This window comes from Natrinema salifodinae (assembly GCF_900110455.1).
Classification (GTDB): domain Archaea; phylum Halobacteriota; class Halobacteria; order Halobacteriales; family Natrialbaceae; genus Natrinema; species Natrinema salifodinae.
In genome coordinates this window covers 121902-143712 of record NZ_FOIS01000005.1, presented here as the reverse complement: position 1 = coordinate 143712, position 21811 = coordinate 121902, and the positions used below count along the sequence as shown (strand labels likewise).

The 21811-nt window shown below is 62.9% G+C and carries 15 protein-coding genes and 1 pseudogene; 11 read left to right on the top strand and 5 right to left on the bottom strand.

Annotated elements, in window-relative coordinates:
- Positions 1 to 15: 15 nt before the first annotated feature.
- The 3 genes from BMY29_RS18875 to BMY29_RS18865 all read right to left on the bottom strand — a co-directional run bounded on the left by BMY29_RS18875 (position 16) and on the right by BMY29_RS18865 (position 4349).
- Positions 16 to 1635: a thiamine pyrophosphate-requiring protein gene (locus BMY29_RS18875; RefSeq protein ID WP_049989191.1), complete on the bottom strand. Its 1620-nt coding sequence runs from the start codon at positions 1633 to 1635 to the stop codon at positions 16 to 18.
- 203 nt (positions 1636 to 1838) lie between these two features.
- Complete coding sequence (locus BMY29_RS18870; RefSeq protein WP_049989190.1) at positions 1839 to 3089, bottom strand: CaiB/BaiF CoA transferase family protein; 1251 nt, start codon at positions 3087 to 3089, stop codon at positions 1839 to 1841.
- A gap of 42 nt (positions 3090 to 3131) precedes the next feature.
- A complete protein-coding gene (locus tag BMY29_RS18865; RefSeq protein WP_049989189.1) occupies positions 3132 to 4349 on the bottom strand; it encodes an MFS transporter in 1218 nt (405 codons plus the stop codon).
- A gap of 605 nt (positions 4350 to 4954) precedes the next feature.
- Here BMY29_RS18865 and BMY29_RS18860 point away from each other — a divergent pair.
- From BMY29_RS18860 to BMY29_RS18850, 3 genes are all read left to right on the top strand, one after another.
- On the top strand, positions 4955 to 5728 hold the full coding sequence (locus tag BMY29_RS18860; protein WP_049989188.1) for an IclR family transcriptional regulator: 774 nt from the start codon (positions 4955 to 4957) through the stop codon (positions 5726 to 5728).
- A 209-nt stretch (positions 5729 to 5937) separates the two neighbouring features.
- A complete protein-coding gene (locus BMY29_RS18855; protein ID WP_173424871.1) occupies positions 5938 to 7152 on the top strand; it encodes an MFS transporter in 1215 nt (404 codons plus the stop codon).
- Between the two features lie 500 nt (positions 7153 to 7652).
- Entirely contained in the window at positions 7653 to 8420 is a 768-nt protein-coding gene (locus BMY29_RS18850) for an IclR family transcriptional regulator (protein ID WP_049989186.1), read from the top strand.
- Between the two features lie 78 nt (positions 8421 to 8498).
- Here the strand turns inward: BMY29_RS18850 and BMY29_RS18845 are convergent, their stop codons facing one another.
- Together BMY29_RS18845 and BMY29_RS18840 are read right to left on the bottom strand one after the other, a co-directional pair.
- Complete coding sequence (locus BMY29_RS18845) at positions 8499 to 10793, bottom strand: LUD domain-containing protein (RefSeq protein WP_049989185.1); 2295 nt, start codon at positions 10791 to 10793, stop codon at positions 8499 to 8501.
- A complete protein-coding gene (locus tag BMY29_RS18840) occupies positions 10793 to 11338 on the bottom strand; it encodes an LUD domain-containing protein (RefSeq protein WP_049989216.1) in 546 nt (181 codons plus the stop codon). Before BMY29_RS18840 ends, BMY29_RS18845 begins: the two co-directional genes overlap by 1 nt.
- A 177-nt stretch (positions 11339 to 11515) precedes the next feature.
- Between BMY29_RS18840 and aceB the strand changes: the two genes are divergently transcribed.
- The 8 genes and pseudogenes from aceB to BMY29_RS18795 all read left to right on the top strand — a co-directional run bounded on the left by aceB (position 11516) and on the right by BMY29_RS18795 (position 21801).
- A complete protein-coding gene (gene aceB / locus BMY29_RS18835; RefSeq protein WP_049989184.1) occupies positions 11516 to 12820 on the top strand; it encodes a malate synthase AceB in 1305 nt (434 codons plus the stop codon).
- Between the two features lie 223 nt (positions 12821 to 13043).
- Positions 13044 to 13819: pseudogene (locus BMY29_RS20455) on the top strand (IS6 family transposase).
- Positions 13820 to 14330: 511 nt separating this feature from the next.
- Positions 14331 to 15482 (top strand): galactonate dehydratase, encoded by a 1152-nt coding sequence (gene dgoD, locus BMY29_RS18820; RefSeq protein ID WP_049989182.1) that lies wholly within the window; start codon positions 14331 to 14333, stop codon positions 15480 to 15482.
- Between the two features lie 264 nt (positions 15483 to 15746).
- The gene (kdgK1, locus tag BMY29_RS18815; protein WP_049989181.1) at positions 15747 to 16730 is read left to right on the top strand and encodes a bifunctional 2-dehydro-3-deoxygluconokinase/2-dehydro-3-deoxygalactonokinase; all 984 of its coding nucleotides are present in this window, start codon (positions 15747 to 15749) and stop codon (positions 16728 to 16730) included.
- Between the two features lie 379 nt (positions 16731 to 17109).
- Positions 17110 to 17952 carry a ParA family protein gene (locus tag BMY29_RS18810; RefSeq protein WP_049989180.1) on the top strand — a complete coding sequence of 281 codons (843 nt, stop codon included), beginning with the start codon at positions 17110 to 17112 and terminating at the stop codon, positions 17950 to 17952.
- Positions 17949 to 18503 (top strand): DUF7970 domain-containing protein, encoded by a 555-nt coding sequence (locus tag BMY29_RS18805; protein WP_049989179.1) that lies wholly within the window; start codon positions 17949 to 17951, stop codon positions 18501 to 18503. Before BMY29_RS18810 ends, BMY29_RS18805 begins: the two co-directional genes overlap by 4 nt.
- A gap of 800 nt (positions 18504 to 19303) precedes the next feature.
- On the top strand, positions 19304 to 20110 hold the full coding sequence (locus tag BMY29_RS18800; protein WP_049989215.1) for an IclR family transcriptional regulator: 807 nt from the start codon (positions 19304 to 19306) through the stop codon (positions 20108 to 20110).
- A gap of 491 nt (positions 20111 to 20601) precedes the next feature.
- Positions 20602 to 21801 (top strand): iron-containing alcohol dehydrogenase, encoded by a 1200-nt coding sequence (locus BMY29_RS18795; RefSeq protein ID WP_049989178.1) that lies wholly within the window; start codon positions 20602 to 20604, stop codon positions 21799 to 21801.
- The last annotated feature ends 10 nt before the right edge of the window (positions 21802 to 21811 follow it).

The window sequence follows — 21811 nt, the reverse complement described above, 5'->3', positions numbered from 1 at the left end:
CGCCGGTTCGCTACTTCACTCCCCCTCGAGGTCCGGCCGCGAGAGTTCGGTCTCCTTGGCCGTGATAATCTCGAGGAGCGCCGGCGTCCCGGCTTCGGTTTGCTCGATCGCCCGCTCGAGGGCCGGCGCCACCTCGTCCGGGTCCTCGACCCGCTCGCCGTAGCCGCCGAGAGCGGTTCCGACGTCCGCGAAGTCGCCCGAGAAGGGCGTATCGTACGACGCCATCTCGTAGTTGTTCAGGTGGATCGTCAGGATCGGGACGTCCTCCCGAACGGCCGTTTCGAAGTCCAGGCCGGTCATCCCGATCGCGCCGTCCCCCATGATGTTGATGCAGAGCTTCTCCGGATTGTGGATCTTCGCGCCGATCGCCAGGCCGAGCCCGTAGCCGAGTTGGGTGGTCTTCCCCCAGCCGATGTACGACAGCGGCTCGGTCGACTCCCAGAACGGGGCGAGGAAGTCCCGCGGGTTCCCCGCGTCGTGGGTGATGATCGCGTCCTCGGCGTCGACGACGGTGGTCAGTTCGTCGATGACCCGATAGGGGTTGATCGGCACCTCGTCCGAGGTCAATTTCGGCCGCCACTCGTCGAGCCACTCCTCTCTGACCGACTCGATCTCCGCGGCGACGTCGTCGAACCGGCCGCGGGACTCCCCGTCGAGGCGCCGCTCGATCGACTCGACCAGCGCTTCGAGGGTGAGTTTCGCGTCGCCGACGAGCGAGTACGCCGACTCGACGTCCTTGTCGATGTCCGTCGGGTCGAGCGTCGAGTGGACGATCGTCTTCCCGTCCGGGACGGTGATCCCGTACGCGGTGTCCGTGAAGCTACACCCGATCCCGAAGATGACGTCCGCCTCCCGGAGGAAGTGCGCGAGTTGGCCCGGTTCGCTCTTGCTCCCAGCGCCGAGGGACAGCGGGTGGGTCTCCGGAAACGCGCTCTTCCCGTTGAGGCTGGTTGCGACCGGCGCCTCGAGCGTCTCAGCCAACTCTCGAAGCGCATCCCACCCTTTCGCGTAGTGGACGCCCTGGCCGGCGTAGATGACCGGCCGCTCCGCCTCGAGGAGCACCTCGACGATCTCCTCGACGCCGTCCGGATCGGGGCCGCTCCGGTTCGACGACGTCGGGTGGTAGTCGAGTTCGCCGGGGACCTCCTCGTAGAAGACGTCCTTGGGGACCTCGACGACGGCCGGCCGCGGCCGACCGTTTCGCACCGCGCTGAACGCGCGCCGCATTGTCTCGCCGACGGCGTCCGGGCTAGTCAGTTGCTCGCAGGACTTGCTGACGTGCTGGTAGTTGACGAGGGAGTTGAACTTGGGATCGACGTCCGTCTTCGCCTCGTCGTAGCCGGCCGGGATCGCGACGAGCGGCGCCGACTCGCCGTACGCCTGTGCTACGGCCCCGAACGAATTCTCCGTTCCCGGCCCGTGCTGGCACGCGAAGGCGACGATCTCCTCGCCGGACGACAGCCGGCCGATCGCGTCCGCCATGTGGACCGCGGTCCGTTCCTGCCTGGTGACGACGGTTCGGATGCCGACCTCCTCGGCCGCGCCGGTGTCCAAGAGCGGGTTACTCGGGAAACCGAACAGGTACTCTACTCCTTCCTCTTTCAGAATGTTCGCGATTGCGTGAGTGACGTCCATGATCTTCTCTCCGGGTCCGAATTACCTACTCTTTCCTGTGACCAGAGTGATAAAGATGACGGTGGTCGTCACTGTTTCCGACTGACGCGGCGGCGGAAAAACGCGTTTTGCGCGGTTGCACGCCCGGATCCGTCGCGCGTCCGAGTCCGTCGTACCGAGAGTGCAGTCGCTACCGCCGGCCGCTCACGCGGGTCGGAACCGTCTTACCCGGAAAAGACCCCCTTCTCGCGGAGGTCGCCGATCTCGGACTGGGTGTAGCCTAACTCTGCGATGACGTCTTCGGTATCCTCGCCGAGCAGCGGCGGGGCGTCGTCGAATCCGCTCTCGGCCGCGGCGAAGTTTAGCGGGTGCTCGAGGATCGGAATCTCGCCGGCCGCGGGGTGGGTGACCGAGTCGACGGCGTTCCGGGCGTCCACCTGTTCGTTTTCCAACGCCTCGGTGACGTCGTAGACGGGACCGACCGGGAGTCCGGCCTCGTCGGCCAGGCGCTCGACCCATTCATCGGTGGGGCGCTCGGCGAACGTCTCGGACAGTTCCGCCTCGAGGGCGTCCATGTTCTCGACGCGATCGGCGTTCGTTTCGAATCGCGGGTCCGTGGCGAGTTCCGGCCGCTCGATTTCCTCGCAGAGCTGTTTCCAGAGCTTCTGGTTCGCGCAGGCGACGTTCAGGTAGCCGTCCGCGGTCGGATAGCTCTGGTAGGGCGCGAGCACGGGGTCTTTCGTCCCCATCCGATCCGGCTCGTCGCCGACGAACGCCTTCGCGGCCTGTTTCGTGAGCCACGGTAGCGTCGCGTCCAACATCCCCAGTTCGACGCGTTCGCCCTCGCCGGTTCGTTCGCGGCGGTAGAGGGCGTTGACGATGCCGAACGCTGCCCACATCGCTGTGATCAGGTCCGTCTGCGGTAACCCGACTTTCACCGGCTCCCCGTCGTCGGGCCCGGTTACGCTCATGATGCCGCTCATCCCCTGGATCAGCAGGTCGTATCCGGGTCGGTCGCTCCACGGTCCGGACTCACCGAACGCGGAAATGGAGCAGTAGACGAGTTCGGGGTGGTCGTCTTGGAGGTCGTCGTATCCGAGGCCGAGTCGCTCGGCCGTCCCCGGCCGGAAGTTCTCGACCACGACGTCGGCCTCGGCGATTAGCTCTCGGCAGATTTCCAGTCCCTCGTCCGTCTTCAGGTCGAGTTCGACGCTCCGCTTATCGTAGTTTACCGTCCAGAAGTACGGGGATTCCCCGTGTTGAGACGCCGGCTTGCCCGGGCCGTCGTAGTCGGAGACCCCGACGAACGGCGGTCCGGAGTGGCGGCTATCGTCGCCCACCTCGGGGCGTTCGATTTTGATCACGTCCGCGCCCTGGTTCGCCAGCATCAACGTCGCGAATCCGCCGGTGACGAACGTCGTCAGGTCGACTACAGTAACGTCTTCGAGGATCGCGCTGCTATCACGGGCTGCCATACGAGAACCATATGAGTAACCGATACTAAAGCTTGGTGTTGGTTACCTACCGACAGTGGAGATTGTCAGAAGCGACAGGACGATACCCGCGCCGACGAGCGCCAGCGCTCCCAGCGTCGCGAGCAGCGCCGTCTCGCTCGCGTACGTAAGCAGCGAACCGGCCAGCGCGGCCCCGCCCGCTCCGAATCCGAACATCCCGAGGTATGCGTAGCCGTACGACAGTCCGTGGACGTCGGCCGCCGCGTACTCCGCGATCACGACCTGGTAGATCGGTGCGGTCGCGTACAGGAAGAATCCGAGCGCGACGCACACGAGCAGGAACGGCGCGAGTCCCCGTCCGACGGACGGGATGAACACGAACGCCAGGACGCCGAGCGCGAGGAGTGTCGAAAAGAACGCGTACTCCGTTCGAACGTGGTCGGTGACCCGGCCGCCCGCGTACTGGCCGAAGATGCCGATCGTCAGTATCCCCGTGTAGACGTACTGCGCTGGTTCGGCTTCCTGCCCGAGGACGGCGTACGTGCCGAACTGCGGGAGGTCGCCGATCATGTCCGGGAGGAAGGTCAGCAGGCCCCGGTAGTACACTCCGTAGATCATGATGGCGATAAACGTGAGGAGAAAGCCGGCGCTGAACAGCAGTTTAGAGTCCGAGACCACCGATTCGAGGCTCGTCGGCGCGGTGCCGCCGTCCGTCGTCGACGCGGCCGCGTCTTCGTCGAAGTCGATCAGCGACCCGAGCGCGACGACGCCGATCGCGGGGACGGTGAGCAGCGCTACGACCGCTCGCCAGTCGAGAAAGAGCAACAGGAGCGCCGTGAGCAGCGGGCCGAACGCCGTTCCGACGTTTCCGCCGACGCCGTGATACGCAAACACCGTGCCGCGCTGTTTCGCCCCGCGACTGATAAGCGAGAGACCGGCGGGATGATAGACGCTCGCCGCGGCGCCCCAGACGATAACCGCCGCGGTGAGGACGACCACGTTCGGCGCGAGCGCGAGCAGAAAGAATCCGCCGGCCATGCCGATCACGGACGCGACGATCAACCGGCGCGAACCGTACGCGTCCGAAAGCACGCCGCTCGGGATCGCCCCGACGCCGATCAGTCCGTACCCGATACTGACGACGAGTCCGAGCACGAAGGCGGAGACGTCGAACGCGTCCAACCAGATCACGATGAAAATGGGAATACTCAGCTCGTACGTGTGGAAGATCCCGTGGGCGAGCATCGTAAACCCGGTAATCGATCGATCGTTCTCATTCATTCCCCTCCACCTCGGGCGCCGAGCGACGACGCGCAACTATCATTGGGACTCTGAAAGCGGGCGAGCCACTTAATCGATTTCCCCGGCTCATCACCGGTACGAGGAGTATTGTCCCGTTCTATCCCGCATATGCGGATATCGAGTACAGGCGGCCACAACGGATTTATTACGACTGAATATACGGGAAACGCTCCCGTTTCCATATTGTCTCTGATCCCTCGATGACGATACTTCAACGGAGAGCGGTTGATGTCCGGTATTCGAAAAATCGGAACCGTATTTCGACTCTTCTGGCGCAGATCGACCGCTGTCTTCGCAGATCGATTCGCGCGCCGTCCCCGATAGGCGCCTCCCCCTTACAGTCGTATCTTCGTAAACCTCTCTCACCGGTGTCGGCTGTATTATCACTGACTCGAACGCTCAGAGCGGGAATTATGTGCCACCCATCCCCACAGTACTACCGGAGACTACCGGTGCTCGATCGCTACGGTTCGTCGTCCCGGATCGAATTCTGACTATTCGAATTCGGTCGCGGACGCGGTCTGTGGCCCGGCACACCTCCGAATGCCATATGATTTATTATCGTGCGTGATGGAATGACACCCATGACAAACAAAACCAAATCCGGTGCGCGCACGACTGAAACGTCACTGGAGATTGTCGACGCGATTCGCGATCTGGACGGCGCCACCATGGACGAGCTATCCGAATATCTCGGACTCGCGCCGAGTACGATCCACCGCCACCTCGTTACCCTTCGAGAACGAAATTACGTAACGCAGGAAAACGGGACCTACCGGATAGGGTTTCAGTTTCTGACGGTCGGCGGATACGCACAGCGAATGACGACCGCCTTTCCCATGATCAAGGAGAAAGTGGATTCGCTGGCCGCCGAAACGGGCGAGCGCGCCCAGTTCATCGTGGAGGAACACGGTGAGCGCGTCTACCTGTACACGGAGGTCGGACAGAGCGCGGTTCAGACCGGCGCACACGTCGGCAAGCGCGGCGCGCTCCACACGAGCGCCGCGGGGAAAGCGATCCTCGCGAATATGTCTCCAGAGCGCTTCGACGAGATCGTCGCGACCCGCGGGCTCGGAAAGGTGAGCGAAAACACCATCACGACCCGCGAGGAGTTAACGGAGGAGTGCGAGCGCATCCGAGAGCGGGGGTACGCTTTCAATCGGCAGGAAACGACCGAAGGCGTCCACGCCGTCGGCGCGGCCGTCACGGACTCGGAAGGCGACGTGCTCGGTGCGCTGAGCGTTTCCGGCCCCGCCCACCGCGTGAAAGGGACCCAATTGACGGAGGAACTGCCGGAGCGAATACTCAGTGCCGTCAACGAACTCGAACTCTACATCGAACACTCGGTCCAGACGTAGTCTACGGTCGTCGTCCGAGGGGAGGCGATTCGTTCACCGGCAGTTGCTCTCCGCACTCGGGACGAGCGTACCCGTCGGTTCCGCCCCGTCTCGAGACGATCCCGCCTGGATCGCGACGGCGTCGCCCCGCCGCGATCGCCAGGCGGCAGTCGTTCATCAGCGTTTGACAAAACCAATAAGTGAATGTGTCCGATCTGGTAGCACGACACGTGAAAACGGAACGCATCTCCAGATTTCGAACCGCCGCGCACGAGCTCTGGAGCGACGGGCGCGGATGGATCCTCGTCGGCGTCGCCAGCGGGTGGTTCCTTTCGCTCGGCGTTCGGTTAGTGTTCCCCGCCCTCCTCCCGTACATCCGCGCGTCGTTCTCGCTCAATCTGACGGGCGCCGGACTGCTCGTCACCGTCCTGTGGACCGCGTACGCGCTCGGGCAGTTTCCCGGCGGAATCGTCGGCGACTGGGTCGGCGAGGGGAACGCGCTTCTCGCCAGCACCGTCTGCTCGGGCCTCGCGATCGCGGTCGTCGCCGCGTCGTGGACGCCCGCACTGCTTTTCGCCGCGACGGCGGTGTTCGGATTTTCGACCGCCCTGTTCGGTCCCGCGCGGTTTACGATTCTCTCCGCGATCTACGACGACCGCGACGGGACGGCCGTCGGACTGACGCTCTCCGCCGGCGAGGCCGGAAACGCCGTCCTTCCGGCCGGTGCTGGCGTGCTCGCCGCCGGACTGTCGTGGCGGGCCGGATTCGGAATAACCGTCCCGATGTTCCTTCTGGTGGCCGTCCTCATCTCCCGGGTCCTCCCCGGTCAGGTGTCGAGTCGGACGGACAGCTACTCGCTCTCGCTTTCGACGCTCCGGTATGCGGTCGGCAGCATCGCCGACCGACTCATCCTCCTCATCAGCAGCATTCACTTCCTGCTGTTTTTCGTGTACCAGGGGTTCACCGGGTTCTATCCGACGTATCTCGTCGAAGTGAAGGACCTATCACCGAGCGTCGCTGCGATGCTGTTTGGCTGGTTTTTCGTCGTCGGAATCGCCGTCCAGCCGCTCGCCGGCGCGGGCGGCGACCGGTTCGGCGTCCGTCCCATGCTGTTCGTCGTCGCTGGCGTCTCGGCCGGGTCCCTGTTCGCGCTTCCGCTCGTCGACGGCCCCGTCGCGTTGGCGCTCGTAACGACCGTCGCGAGCACGCTGCTCGGGTCGACGCCGCTGACGCAAACGTATCTCGTCAACCAGTTGCCCGCGGACGCGAAGGGGACCGGACTCGGGCTGCTTCGGACCGTCTACATCGGGCTCGGCGCGACCGGCCCGTTCGTGGTCGGGACCGCCGCCGACCAAGGGTACTTCAACGAGGCCTTTTTCGGCCTCGCGGTGATCGCCGGAATCGGGATCGCGGCGAGTCTCTTCTTGCCGTCGCCGGACGGGTGAGTCGACGTTTTTCGATCGTCCGTACTCGCGTACTCGCAAGCGTACGCACCGCGTTCCGACCGCACCGCCGCAGAACGCACTGCCGCATCCGATCGCGGCTCGCCTGGCCGACCGTCGTCGGGAGAACTCGATTCACCAACGCAGCGACGGAATTCGGACCGCTACTCGTCGGATTACGATCACCTGTTCGTCCGTTCTCTATAATAGAACTAGTGGCACCCGTCTCGGATCAAAGATAATGATGACTGCCATATGAATGTAAAGATCGGATATTTATTCGATGGCTGGGGGAGGGAACAAAGCGGAGTGCCGCCACCCGTTTTCTATCTCAGAATCACGCGTCCTTCCGCACGGACGTCGACTGCGAGTGGCGATCGGGTCGACCGCGACGTCGGGTCCGTCTCAAACTGCAACGGCCTGCAACGCCCGCGCCGAGACGCGAGGAGTTCGTTTTCCATGATAGAACAAGGCTTATGGAGTCGGATATGGAGGGGTGGCATATGGGAAACAGGGCCAAACACCCGGTTCGGACGACCGAGAAATCGCTGGACGTCGTTGCGGCGCTTAATCGGCTCGGAGAGGCGCGCGTGACGACGCTGGCGGACGAACTCGAGATGGGAAAGAGCACCGTCCACAACCACCTCAGCACCCTCGAGGAACACGGATACGTCGTCAAAGACGACGACGCTAAAACCTACCGGCTCAGCCTCAAATTCCTCGATATCGGCGGCCAGATCCGAAGCGAGATAGACGTCTACAAGGTCGCCGAACCAAAGGTCGAAGAACTGGCGGCGGCGTCCGGCGAGTTGGTCCATCTCGTCGTCGAGGAGGACGGGATGGGGGTCTATCTGTCCCGGGCGAAAGGCGAGCGGGCGGTCGACCTGGACACGTACGTCGGCTGCCGGCACCACATGCACAGCACCGCGTTCGGGAAGGCGATTCTCGCGCACCTTCCGCGGGACCGGGTCGACGAGATCATCGATCAACACGGGCTTCCGGAAGTGACGCCCAAGACGATCACGTCCCGCGACGAACTCGTCGAGGAGTTAGAACGGACGCGGGATCGCGGCTTCGCGGTCGACGACGAGGAGCGCCTCGAGGGGCTGCGCTGTATCGCCGCGCCGATTCGATTCGATTCGGACGTCATCGGCGCGATCAGCGTGTCGGGACCGACCGCTCGAATCGACGATACCTGGGAATCGAACGAGTTCGTCGATCGGCTCTGTCGAGCGGCGAACGTGATCGAACTCAACAAGTACAAGGTCTGATGGCATCGCCGCGGTGACCGGCGGCGGCTCGCTATCGCAGTGTCGCGTTCTGAATCCGGACACGACGGACCGCGCGACTCAGCGCGACTCGCCGGGGTCGAGCACTCGAATCGGGTGGCGCGGCCGATCGGCGAGCAGCGACGAGAGTTGGTCCTGACACGACGTTCCCGACGCGACGACGGCTCGATCCCGGACGTCCGGCTCGGTGAACTGGTCCCGTAATCGCTCGCCGACTGCCATGCTCAGTTCGTAGTACTCGCTTTTGTACCCGAAGCTCCCGGCCATGCCGCAGCACTCGACGTCGGAGGTCGCGACGTCGTAGCCGGCGCGATCGAGCACCGCTTCCGTGTACGTCTCGAGGCCGAGCGTGCGCTGCTGGCAGTGGCTGTGGTAGGCCAGGCGACGCTCGTCGTCCCCGTCTGTGTCTTCGTCGCCAACCCCCTCGCCGCCGGCCGTCCGCAACCGGTCGATCGAGGCCCCGTTCTCGAGCAACCCGTAGACGTACTCGAAGAGGTCGTAGCTGTTCGTCGACAGCGGGTCGTATTCGTCGGGAGCGAGCAGCTTCTCGTAGTCGTCTCGGAACATGGCCAGGTCGCTCGGTTCGATGACGACGACGTCGTACCCGTCCGAGACGTACGGCTCGAGCGTTGCGGCAACCGACTCGGCCGTTCGCTCCGCCGTCGCGATCATGCCCTGAGACAGCGGCGCTCGACCGCTACCAGGGGCGTCGGGAATCTCGACGGCGACGCCGAGGGCTTCGAGGGCGCGGACCGCGGCTTTCCCGCGCTCGACCCGGACGTAGTTCGTGTAGACGTCGGGGTAGAGGACGGCCCGCCGGTCGGGATCCGTGGGTGCGGTCCGCTCGCGGTCGCGGAACCAGTCGACGAGCGACTCCCGTTCGAATTCGGGCAGTTCGCGCCGGTCGTCGACGCCGATGACTCGCTCCATGGCGGATCGAACGCCTGGCAACGCCGTCGCCCAGTTCGACACCGGCGCGGTCGCGCTTCCCAGCTTGGCGACCGTCTCGTAGTTGCCGAAGAAGCGCTTCTGCAGCGGATAGCCCGGCGCCTCCTCGTCCGGGACGAGCCCCTCAACGAGGTGGTCGAACGACGATCGATCGGCGCCGTTGTTGACTCGATTGCGGACGACCGTGTTGATCCACGGGATGTCGATCCGGACCGGACACTGGTTGACACACCGCGTACAGCCGGTACAGAGATCGTTGAACTCGGCCGCCGACTCTTGGCCGTGGACGCCGGTCTCCCACCCCGTCGCGATGCCGCCCGTGTAGGTCTCGCCGCCGAAGGCGTGGCCGCCAACCTGCTGGAAGTTCGGACACGAGTTCAGGCAGGCCGAACACCGGATGCAGCGCAGCGTCTCGCGGAGCTGCTCGTCGTCGCGCATCGCCAGGCGCCCGTTGTCGAGCAAGACGAGGTGGAACTCCCGGTCGGAATCGGGGTTGCCGTTGCGATCGCCGCCATCGTCACCACCGATGCTGCCACCGTCACCGATCGGCGCGTCGTCCGCGTCCGGGAGCGGCGGCGTGTCGACCGGCGGCGTCAGCAACGAGATGTAGGAGGTGATGTCCTGTCCCGTCCCGGATCGGCCGATGAGTTCGATGAACGGCTGAATATCCCGGACGGTTGGAACGAGCTTCTCGACGCCCGCGACGGCCACGTGCGTGTCCGGGACGGCGACCGACTTCCGGGCGTTGCCCTCGCTGGTGACCAGGGCCATCGTCCCGGTGTCCGCCGCGATGAAGTTCGCGCCGGTGATCCCGATATCTGCCTCCTCGATGTGCTCGCCTAAGACGTCGCGAGCGAACGCGGTCAGCTCGTCGGCCGTCTCGAGGGGCTCGTCGGGGTCGAAGCGCTCGTTGAACAGTTGTGCGATCTCCTCGCGGGACTTGTGGATCGCCGGCGCGACGATGTGTGAGGGCGCTTCCTCGGCGAGCTGGAGCACGAACTCGCCGAGGTCGGTCTCCCAGACGTCCGCGCCGGCGGCCTCGAGGTGTTCGTTGAGGTCGATCTCCTCGGTCGTCATCGACTTCGACTTGACGACCGTCTCGGCCTCCCGCTCGCGGACGACTCGCTGGACGTACGCGTTCGCGTCGGCGGCGTCCTCGGCGAGGTAGACCGTCCCGCCGTTTGCTTCGACGGTCTCAGTCACCCGATCGATCAGTTCCGGTAACCGATCGATCGCGTCGTCTTTGATCGCCGTGGCCCGGTCTTTGAGCGCCTCGTATTCTTCGAGGTCGTCGACGGCCTCGTACCGCCCCTCGTTGAACGCGAGCGTGTTCTGCTCGACGCTGTCGCCCTCGGTTTCGAGGAGCCGGCGGATGTGGGCCGCTTTGCGGCGGCGATCCGCCGCCATCAGCGACCACCTCCCGACGTCGACGCCGACGATTCCGATTCGTCGATGACGATCACGTGGACCTCGCGCGGCCCGTGCGCCCCGTAGACGAGCGCGCCCATGTCCGCGGTCGCGCTCGGTCCGGTCGCGATTATCGCGTCGGCGGCCTCCTCTTCGAAAATCGGCGCCAGTTCGTCGAACGCCGTCGCCATGTCGTCGACGACGTCCCGCTCGCGCACGAGCACGACGTGGCGATCCGGGAAGAGCGCCGCCAACTCGTCGACATCGGTCGTCGAGCGGAGCACGACGGAGCCGTACGACGCGATGCCGAGCACCGCGCCGGTCACGCCGGTCTCGGCCGCGAGCAGTTCCTCGCGCGTCGGGTCGACCGTTATCGGTACCGACGCGTCGTCGATCGCGACGTCGTCGAACGGGAGCGGTGCACCGACGGCCGGTTCGGCGATCGCGTCGCTCAGCGCCTCCTCGACGGTTTCGGGCGTCGCCCGGATCGTCGACGCCGTCGTTTCCCGGACGGCAGTTTCGAAGGACTCGAGACGAGTTGCCATCGTCAGTGTGATTGGGAACCACAACCATTGTTCTTTCGTCCGGTCCGTTCCGATCGGTCGATTCGGGGGCGTCCGCTCGCTCACCGTTCCGCTCGGAGGACGGCACTCGACGTTCCCGTCGATGACACGTTCACCAAACAATTTTAATATTAGAACATAATATTGGGAACTGCACTCATGAGTATCGAACGACGGCACGACAGAGAGTTCGTGCGAACTTTCTTTACCTCCCCGACTGCGGTGAAAGGAGAGGACGATTCCGCCAAGATGCTGCGACGGGCGGCCCAGCTCCGGGGCATGCAGGCGCCGGACGTCTGGGTGCCGGACAACGAGGACGCGACGGCACCCTCGATGCGCGACGAAGGGGCCGAGAACATCGTCGACGTGATCGCCGAACACGGCGCCGATTTCCCCGGCGAGATTCACCCCCGCATCGTCTGGCACCGGGACAGTCCCGCGACCCGCTACCGGTGTTTCGAACACCTGCTGGAGATCGCCGATCCCGAGAGGGGCGCGATCGAACGCATCGACGGCTTCGTCATTCCGGAAGTCGGTGACATCGACGACTGGAAGAAGGCCGACGAGTTCATCACCATCGTCGAGAACGAGTACGGCCTCGAGGAAGGGAGCCTGGCCATGTCTGTCATCGTCGAGAGCGGGGAAGCCGAGCTGGCGCTCGCCGACCTCCGCGAAGAGATGGGCAAGCCGTCGAACAACCTCGAACGGCTGTTCCTCCTCGTCGACGGCGAGGTCGACTACACCAAGGACATGCGCGCGATCACCCCCACCGGCGGGCTGCCGCCGTGGGACGAACTGCGCCACAACACCTCCCGCGGTGCCAGCGCCGCCGGTCTCATCGCGATCGACGGCCCCTACGACGACATCCGCGACGTCGAGGGCTACCACGAGCGCATGACCGACAACCAGGCGAAGGGGATGCTCGGCATCTGGTCGCTGACGCCCGGCCAGGTGGCGGAAGCGAACAGGTCGCCGCTGCCGCCCGAGACCGGCAGCTGGCTCCTCGAGGTGAACGGCCGCGAGGTCGACCTCAGCGAGGAGGACGGCCGGTACGTCTACGACGGCGGCGACGTGACGCTCGAAGAGACGGGCGACGATCAGTACAGGCTCCGCGCCGGCGGCGACGAGCGCGACCTCGACGGCGACGAACTGGCCGAGGAACTGCTGGACCTGACGTCCTACATCCCGAGCCTGAACGACATCGTCGACTCGATGGAGGAGTTCGAAGCGGCCAAGGAGGCCGGGAAGGGCGCCATTGCCATGGAACGATCGGCGACTCTGGTCATCGACGGCGTCGAGGTCGAAATCAGCAACGATCGGATGTGGGACGAGGCGACCTACCAGGCGGCCCAGACGCCCATCACCCTGTTTCAGGACGTCTACGAGAACCGTCCGGATCAGCACGAGGAACTCGAGGAACTGTACGGCGACGACGTCGTGGACCGCGCGATGGTCGTCGGATAATCGTCGTTCGACGATCGGCGAGGGCGGAGACGAATCGGTCCGAACGGCCACTCGAGACACAGTCTCGTGTTTTTTCCGTCGACGTACTCGGCCGGTTTTCCGAGATGAATACGTCGTTTCAGTTTTCACTAGTTGACGAGGACAGCCGCTGAAACCATCTCTTATCCGGCACTGTCTAGTTGAGTCAGTTGGAGAAGTGAGTAGGCCGTAAAGTTGAGTTGGATTGACACTCGCAGACCTGCTTAGCGAGAGCTATGCGGCGAATTTAGAAGAGTCGTGGGAAAACGAGCGGACGGCGACGCTCGTCAGGGCGTTCGCCGTCCGCCTCCATCAGACTGGGTATTCGCTTCGCGAGACAACAGCAATTCTCGCTGAATTAGGTATTGAAGGTCTCACAGAGCTGTTTGGAACTGGGAACCTCGGCTGGCTGATAGCAGACGTGACCCGCCGACGTCCACGAGAGCGAAGCTCTCGTGCGACCCATCAGAACGCTTCGCGTTCTGAGGACGGCGACGCCGTCGCGGGTCGCTGTCGACGAAACCGCTGTCAAGATCAACGGCGAATGGTCTTGTCTATATGTTGCAATAGAACTTGAAACAAAGGTAATTCTCGACGTTGCGTTGTTTCGTCGGCATGGCACTGATCCGGCGGCTTCGTTTCTGCGGAAACTCCACGAGAAACACGATCTCTTCGATGCCGAGTTTCTCGTCGATCAATGTGGCTATCGGACTGCCCTCTCCCGAGTTGGACAGAGCGGTCGGATCAACTATACCAATCAAAACCGTATCGAAAAGTAGTTTCACACCCTCAAATGCGAATCGATCGCTTCCATAATTCATGAGTGGGCAGTCGGGCGAGCGTCCGAGAGTGGCTTGCGCAGTTCGTACACTACCACAACTATCAAAGACCGCATTAAGCCTCGACGGAAGTACCAGTTGCGGAGGTGCAGAACTAGACAGTGCCTCTTATCCCGTACTATCGGTTAGGGTAACTAGTTAGTATAACTAGACAGAATATTTAGTATTTCTAGCGAGGACCATTCGGACGAGCAATTGTCCGCTCGACAGCAAGTATCGAAGAGCGATGGCCAGGCGACTCTCCTCGTCGGCGGCCGATTTCCACGTCGAATCGATGACGGCCGATTTCATCAAGTTGGTGTTCGCTGTTGACGGAGAGTAACGGAGTTTGACAAAGAAGGGGCCTTACTGAGATCAATCGATTCGGTAATCACAAGACTTCGAACGAGACACCGCTCTCCTCCGCACCCAGATGACGACGCATCGTTCGTCAGCTATCGGCGACGGGAGCCGGTAAACTCGGGCCGAATAGCAACTCTCTACAGCGGAGGCGCAAATCGGTGTTGTCTCTTCCGGATCGCGTCCGTCGCTGCCGCGCTGCCGACCGGTCTGACGACGCTGCTCGCCGCCGTCAAGCCGCGCTCGCCACCGATTTCGCCGATGACCGACCCGATACCATAACCGACATAGGTCACGTCCGAGACGTGGGACCTATGCACATCACGGAGTACGAGCTGTTTGAGGTACCGCCGCGGTGGCTGTTCCTCAAGGTGACGACGAGCGACGGCACCGTCGGCTGGGGCGAACCGGTCGTCGAGGGCCGATCGAAGACCGTCAAATCGGCGGTCGAGGAGCTGCTGGACACCTATCTCGTCGGCGAGGACCCTGCCCGCATCGAGGACCACTGGCAGACGATGTACCGCGGCGGGTTCTACCGGGGCGGCCCGATCCTGATGTCCGCGATCGCCGGCATCGACCAGGCGCTCTGGGACATCAAGGGGAAGACCTACGGCGCGCCCGTGTACGAACTGCTCGGGGGTGCGGCCCGCGATCGACTACGCGTCTACCAGTGGATCGGCGGGGACGAGCCGTCCGACGTCGCCGACCAGGCGCGACAGAAAGTCGACGCCGGATTCACCGCGCTCAAGATGAACGGGACGCCGGAGATCGAACGACTCGATTCGCCGGCGGCGATCGAGGCCGCCGCCGACCGGCTACGGGAGGTCCGCGAGGAAGTCGGCGACGAAGTCGACATCGGGGTGGACTTCCACGGGCGCGTCTCGAAGCCGATGGCGAAGCGGCTGGTCGCGGCCCTCGAGCCGTACGATCCGTTCTTCATCGAGGAACCGGTCCTCCCGGAACACCTGGACGATCTCGGGGAGGTTGCCCAGCATACGACGGTTCCGATCGCGACGGGCGAACGACTCTACTCTCGGTGGGACTTCAAGGGGCTGTTCGAGGACGGCCACGTCGACCTCATCCAGCCCGACCTGTCGCACGCGGGCGGGATCACCGAGGTGAAGAAGATCGCCTCGATGGCCGAGGCCTACGACGTGGCGGTGGCGCCCCACTGCCCGCTCGGCCCGATCGCGCTGGCGTCGTGCGTGCAGGTCGACGCCTGCCTGCCGAACGCCCTGATCCAGGAACAGAGCCTCGACATCCACTACAACGAGACCAACGACGTGCTCGACTACCTCGCAGATCCGTCCGTCTTCGAGTACCGCGACGGGTACGTCGACATCCCCGACGACCCCGGCCTCGGCATCGAGATCGACGAAGAGTACGTCCGCGACCGGGCCGGCGAGGACGTCGACTGGCACAACCCCGTCTGGCGCCACGACGACGGGAGCGTCGCGGAGTGGTGAGGTTCCGGACGACACAGCCGCGTCGAACACGACGGACGGGTTGCCGGCGGCGCTCGCCGGCGGCGACTCCCCGCGACCGCGCCGGCGCAAACCGCGTAGGTCATCTGTCGTTCGGGATCGAACCGACAACGCGCGGAACGGGAAAGAACGCGGTGACTGTCGCGATCACCGACCTCGAGGGTTACTGGGGTGCACGTCCTCGATGGGGATTCGTTCGAATTCGGGATAGTAACGTCAAAATAGCGTGCGTGAAAATGCCATTCTATGACTGAGAGCGGTGAATCCGGGACGCGGTCTCCGTCGCTCGTCACGTTCGGAGAAACGATGATTCGATTCTCCCCGTCCGAGGGAACGCGGATCGAAACCGCGACGGAACTCGAGTTCCGCTCCGCCGGGGCCGAGAGCAACGTCGCGATCGCGGCCGCGAACCTCGGAACGTCGACGGCCTGGCTCTCGAAGCTCCCCGACTCCCCGTTAGGACGGAAGGTCGTTCGGGACGTCCGGCAGAACGGGGTCGAGCCGAACGTTGCGTGGAGCGACGACGGGCGACAGGGGGCGTACTACCTCGAGCACGGCCCCGAGCCGCGGGGAATCGACGTCATCTACGATCGCACCGACGCGGCGGTGACGACCGCGACGGTCGACGACCTCGACATCGACGCGGTCCGAAACGCCGACGTGTTCTTCACGAGCGGAATCACGCCGGCGCTCTCGTCGACGCTCGCGGAGACGACGCAGTCTCTGTTGCAGACGGCGCGGGACGCCGGCGTGACGACGGCGTTTGACTGTAACTACCGGTCGAAACTCTGGTCTCCCTCGGCCGCCCGGGAGGCTTACGAGTCGCTGTTCGAGTCGGTTGATCTCCTCTTCGTCCCCGAGCGCGACGCGATCGACGTCCTCGAGATCGACGGTGACGCGGCGGCGATCGCGACTCACCTGCGGGAGACGTACGGGTGTTCGACCGTCGTCGTCACCCGGGGCGAGCGCGGCGCCCTCGCCGTCGATGCGTCGGGGACCGTCGAACAGGCGACGTTCGACGCCGAGACGGTCGACCCGATCGGTACCGGGGACGCGTTCGTTGGCGGCTTCCTCGCGAAGCGGAGCGAGGACGGATCGACCGCGGAATCGCTCCGATACGGTGCGGCTACCGCCGCGCTGAAGCGGACGATGACGGGCGACCACGCCGTCGTTACTCGCTCGGAGGTCGACGCCCTCATCGACCGCGATAGCGGCGGTATCTCGCGGTAGATCCGCCGACTCCACTTCGTCCGGTGTTCGATCGATCGGATCGAGAGGTGCCAGCCGCAGGACTACGGCTTGGCCAGAATATTTGTCAAATGACTTAGGGTGGAATTTCCGAGGTCCACGTTGGAGTTATTAGCCGCCTCGGAGCGGACAGTGAAGATTGTACTCCTCTGAACGATGTTCTAGAAACCATAACCAATTAGTATAATAGGTCAGCCTAACTAGTTATTCGAAACCAAACTCACTGTCTGTGAAGCGGAAAACAGCAATTAGACGCCCAGAAAGACCATTACTATCGGTTAGGCTATTCAGTTAGTCTATCCGAATAGTCGCGTTGGTTTGTATGGGGAAGAATTATATTCGGGAAGACTAACTAAACACCATGCTCACGTATACGACGTACTCGGAGGCCGGCGGGGTCGGGAAGACGACCGTCGGCGCGGCGCTGCTCGAGGCCCACGCGAACCACGGCCTCGACGTGCTTGCGATCGACATGGACCAGCAGAACGGATCGCTCACCTACCTCCTCGACGTCGACGCACCTCGGGACGACAGCCAGGCGGACAACATCGTTCGACATCTGATCGATCGGCCAAAAGGCGACGTCGAGGACCTAATCCACGAGACCGAGTACGGATTCGATCTGCTCCCGAGTCACAACATGCTCGAGAACCTCGAGGACCTCCTCAACCGCGCCCAACAGATGGCCGCCGATTTGGGCGAGGGAGACGACTTCGATCCGTACGATCGGCTCCGCCAAGTGCTCCTAGAGTCGGGCATCCCCCAGCAGTACGACGTGATCGTCGTCGACCCGCCGGCAACCGCGGGACCCCACCTCTACAACGCCGTGTCGGCGACGCGGAGCCTGGTGATCCCCGTCGAGCCGACGGGGAAGGGAATGCAGAGCGTCCTCGGCTTAGAGGAACTCGTGGAGGGACTGGAGGACCGACTCGAGGCCGAAATCGGGGTCCTCTCGGCCGTGCCCAACGGCGTCGGTCGGACGTCCGACCAGGAACGGTACCTCTCGGAGATTCGCGAGCGCGGCTACCCCGCACCGGTCGCGATCCGCGAGCGGTCGTCGCTGTTCGAAGGCTGCTGGGACCAGCAGTGCACGCCCCGCCACTATGTCGAGGAACACCGCGACCGACAGCGCGACCACGAGATGGAGTCACTCGAGAAGATCGATCGCCTGGCGACCGAAATCGAAGAGGTGAGCGAACGATGAAGAAGGGTTCCGGAAGCGATCCGTTCGCGGACGTCCAAGACGACGCCGCCGAATCAGAACCGGACGGGTCGGCCGAATCGGAAGAACCGGACGAATCAGCGCCGGACGCCGACGACGAGACCGCCGTCGAGTCGGACGAGACCGACGGTGCGGACGAATCGACTCCTGCGGAGTCCGCCGCCGACGGAGATGGCGGAGACGAGGGGAACGACAAGAACGAGGGAGACGAAGCGGGCCAGGCGGCTGACAACGGCGACACCGACTCGAACGAGGCGGTCATCGGAGCGCCGCCGCAGGTCGGCGCCGACGACGACGGCGTGCCCTGGGTCTACGTCCGCGATAACGTGAAACAGGACCGCGAGATGGTCCAGTTCTACCTCCGGGATTACGTGGTCGAGGCCGAGGACGAGTTCGTCGACGCCGTCAGCGACGAACTCGGAACCGACGTGTCGAAGACCGACGTCCGGGAGGCCGCCTACGAGGCGGCAATGCACAACGTCGACGAGGTCGTTGAACGGCTACAAGCCTGGGGCTTCGAATCGACGGACTAATACGGTCCGGCAGCCGCCCGTTTCGTATAGCGAGTTTGGGTTTAAAACACTCGATAGCACCGGAAGCTCCGGATCACGACTACTGCCGTCTTCTGTCCCCGTCCGTTTCGATATGCGAAAGCTGAGGGCGGTCATTCGGTAGCGACGATCCGACACGGTTCGTCGAGGGGTGTAAACGAAATGGACGCCATCCTCACCGGTATCGAATCGGACGGGCTCCTTCGCGTCACGACGACCACCTTGATTTGGCACTCACCTGGCGATCGCACCCGCGTTCAACGCCTCACGCCTCGTATCAGTCGGTGGACGCTCACCGTCGTCGAAGTGCGTCTCTGATTCTCATTTCCCATGGAAGATTACAGGCATAGGAGTGTAATTCATCTCGAAGGCAAACCGATTACGGCTGTCCGATACCGTCGAAGAAATACGAAGCGAAGATAGGCCGCAATTCGCTCGGCGTACTGTCGAAAGCTCCGGTCGCTGGCTGCTGATCGAGCCGTTGGCGGGCAACGGTTCTGCGATGCTCTTCGTACAGATCACGCCCATTATGTTCAAACGGTATCCCTCCCGTCTTCGAGCGAGTTCTCTCGTATAGCGATCGAACGACCGGCCCCACTCCGCGCCAGAAGGATACGAGCGCGATTTCGAATACGTGAACGGTAACTATCCATGAACGTGCGAATTCGTGATGGAACGATGGGAGCTGTAACCGGCTCACCGACAGCGTTTCCCGAAAATGGAGACGAGACAGTATTTCGATTTGAGAAATGCTTAACTACCATGGTGTGGATTCGCATCACATGAAAGACCGAACGAGGGATCCGATGCTGAAAACGACTGCCCGGTCGCTGGCGCTGGTAGATCAGATACGGAAATGCGGTGGCGCAAAACTTCCACAGCTCGCCGACGATCTGTCGCTCGCCAAAAGTACGGTGTACAAGCACGCGATGACCCTCTACGAACATGGGTATTTGGTGAAAGAAGACGATTACTACTACATCGGTCCGAAATTCCTCAGTTTAGGTGAACACGCTCGGAGTCGAAAGCCGGGATACCAGATCGCGGACAAGGCCGTTAGGGAATTGACGGACGCAACCGATGAGGAGGTCGACTTCGTGATCGAGGATCACGGCCGTATCATCACGATCTCAGAATCATATCATAAATGGGTGAAGTATCCTGGAGAAGGCGAGTCAAACCGCTACCGTGCGCGGATGGGGACGTACTACCCCATGCACGCCACGGCCACCGGCAAGGCGATTCTCGCTGCCCTTCCCCGAGCGCGTGTCGAAGCGATCCTCGATCGGTGGGGACTACCGGCGAAAACGGACAACACGATCACTGCGCGCCGCGATTTTTTCGAGGAACTCGATCGGATCACTGAACGGGGATACGCCGTTGACGATGAGGAGTTCGCCGATGGGTTGCGGAGCGTTGGTATGGCGGTCACCCGACCGGATGGAACGATCATCGGAGCTATGAGCGTCTCGGGACCGAGCTATCGCGTGACCGGAGAGGTGCTCGAGCAGGGGATCATCCCGGAACTCGAGCGGACTGTCGAATCGTTCGAACGTCGATTGGCAAAAAATCGTCCCGATGAGTCGTAGCGATCGCGGGTTGGTCGCACGATACAATGAAATGCTGTCGAAAATCTGCGGCGACATCAAACCGCATATTGAACTTAGAGATGGCCGCACCCTCGGGATCCGACTCGATGATCAGTGGGACGAGCAGCGTTTCCATATTCGAAATCCATCAGTTCGGACGGCTATTCGTCGGGGTGATCTCGAATCGCTCGCTCGGCCGAATCACGCGTCAGGGCTGCGGAATCAGCGACTCTCGTCTATAATCCGTGAGACAAATGAGCATGGTTTGCAGACTTAATCACTTCACTGGTATCCGCAGCCGACTGTACAAAATCGTATACGGTATCAAAACGTAACAGGCTCTATCTGGCAGCAAAATTTATATACTGGCATATGGAAAACTCGCCCGGGATGAGAGAGAAAGACACCCACACAGATCGGGAGCGATCTGTAGATGGCATAGCGAAGAGACCGCCTGGCGTTCTCGTCCGGAATCGCCGTGGTGAGTCCCGATGAGTCTCGGTGACTATACGCTGACGTTTCCGATCTGGGTCGAGTTCGGGAACGGCGCCAGCGAGAATATCGGGCCGATCGTTGACACGCAAGGGTGGGAGAAAGCGCTGATCGTCACGGATCGGGGTGTCCTCGACGCCGGATTGGTCGACGGGATAAAAACGTCGCTCACGGCTGCAGGAATTGCGTACACTACGTACGATGGAGTCGAGCCCAATCCGACGGTCGAAATGGTCGACGAGGCGACGGAAACCGTGGCGGAAGAAGAGTGTGACGTCATCGTTTCCGTTGGCGGCGGAAGCTCGATCGACGTTGGAAAAGGGGCGTCGTTGATGGCGACCAATCCCGGAGAACTCGTCGATTATGAGGTTACATCGACTGAAGAGGTCATGGAAGAACCGATCGAAAATCACCCCCTTCCGTTGGTTACGGTGCCGACGACTGCTGGAACCGGGAGCGAAGTCGATTACTGGGCCGTCGTAACCGACGAGGAACGCGAGTTCAAGATGGCCCTCGGCCAGTCGCCGTTGTACCCTGGCGGCCCGTATCTAGGCGCCGAGATATCGCTCGTCGATCCGGCTTTGACGGCGACGCTACCGCCGAGACAGACCGCCGCGACCGGCTTCGATGCCTTCTCCCATGCCCTCGAGAACCACGTTTCGGCCGCCTGTCCTCCGATCGTCAAACCGATGACCGAGCACGTGATGGGTCTCGTTTCGGAGTACCTGCCGACCGCCTACGAAGATGGAGAAATGGAGGCGCGTGAACAGATGATGTTCGGCTCGCACGTAGCGGGTTTCTGCGAAAACTTCGCCGGGTTCGGCGCGATCCACTCCCTGGCCGAGACGACCGGCGGGATGTATCCCGAAATTCCACACGGTGAGGCCATCGCTGCGTACACGCCGGCGGTGATGCGATACAACATCGAAACCGTTCCCGGTCGATACGCTGAAGTCGCCGAGGCGATGGGCATAGACGTATCCGGGCGATCCGATGAGGAGGCCGCTATGGATGCGGTGGGTGCCGTAGAGGATCTCATCGACAAGGTCGACCTTCCGTCGAGCCTCCGGGATCTTGGCGTCGCAGCGGAGGATCTCCCGGAGATCGCGGAGAAGTCGTTAGACACGATCGAGATCCATGACAATCCTCGAGACGCGGATTCCGACGATCTCCTGAAAGTCGCTCGCGATGCCTACTGATCGCCACGAA

Excerpts from the sequence above, each read along its gene's own strand:
- BMY29_RS18875 (WP_049989191.1), bottom strand. The coding sequence starts at position 1,635 with ATGGACGTCACTCACGCAATCGCGAACATTCTGAAAGAGGAAGGAGTA.
- BMY29_RS18870 (WP_049989190.1), bottom strand. The coding sequence starts at position 3,089 with ATGGCAGCCCGTGATAGCAGCGCGATCCTCGAAGACGTTACTGTAGTC.
- BMY29_RS18865 (WP_049989189.1), bottom strand. The coding sequence starts at position 4,349 with ATGAATGAGAACGATCGATCGATTACCGGGTTTACGATGCTCGCCCAC.
- BMY29_RS18860 (WP_049989188.1), top strand. The coding sequence starts at position 4,955 with ATGACAAACAAAACCAAATCCGGTGCGCGCACGACTGAAACGTCACTG.
- BMY29_RS18850 (WP_049989186.1), top strand. The coding sequence starts at position 7,653 with ATGGGAAACAGGGCCAAACACCCGGTTCGGACGACCGAGAAATCGCTG.
- BMY29_RS18845 (WP_049989185.1), bottom strand. The coding sequence starts at position 10,793 with ATGGCGGCGGATCGCCGCCGCAAAGCGGCCCACATCCGCCGGCTCCTC.
- BMY29_RS18840 (WP_049989216.1), bottom strand. The coding sequence starts at position 11,338 with ATGGCAACTCGTCTCGAGTCCTTCGAAACTGCCGTCCGGGAAACGACG.
- aceB (WP_049989184.1), top strand. The coding sequence starts at position 11,516 with ATGAGTATCGAACGACGGCACGACAGAGAGTTCGTGCGAACTTTCTTT.
- dgoD (WP_049989182.1), top strand. The coding sequence starts at position 14,331 with ATGCACATCACGGAGTACGAGCTGTTTGAGGTACCGCCGCGGTGGCTG.
- kdgK1 (WP_049989181.1), top strand. The coding sequence starts at position 15,747 with ATGACTGAGAGCGGTGAATCCGGGACGCGGTCTCCGTCGCTCGTCACG.
- BMY29_RS18810 (WP_049989180.1), top strand. The coding sequence starts at position 17,110 with ATGCTCACGTATACGACGTACTCGGAGGCCGGCGGGGTCGGGAAGACG.
- BMY29_RS18805 (WP_049989179.1), top strand. The coding sequence starts at position 17,949 with ATGAAGAAGGGTTCCGGAAGCGATCCGTTCGCGGACGTCCAAGACGAC.
- BMY29_RS18800 (WP_049989215.1), top strand. The coding sequence starts at position 19,304 with ATGAAAGACCGAACGAGGGATCCGATGCTGAAAACGACTGCCCGGTCG.
- BMY29_RS18795 (WP_049989178.1), top strand. The coding sequence starts at position 20,602 with ATGAGTCTCGGTGACTATACGCTGACGTTTCCGATCTGGGTCGAGTTC.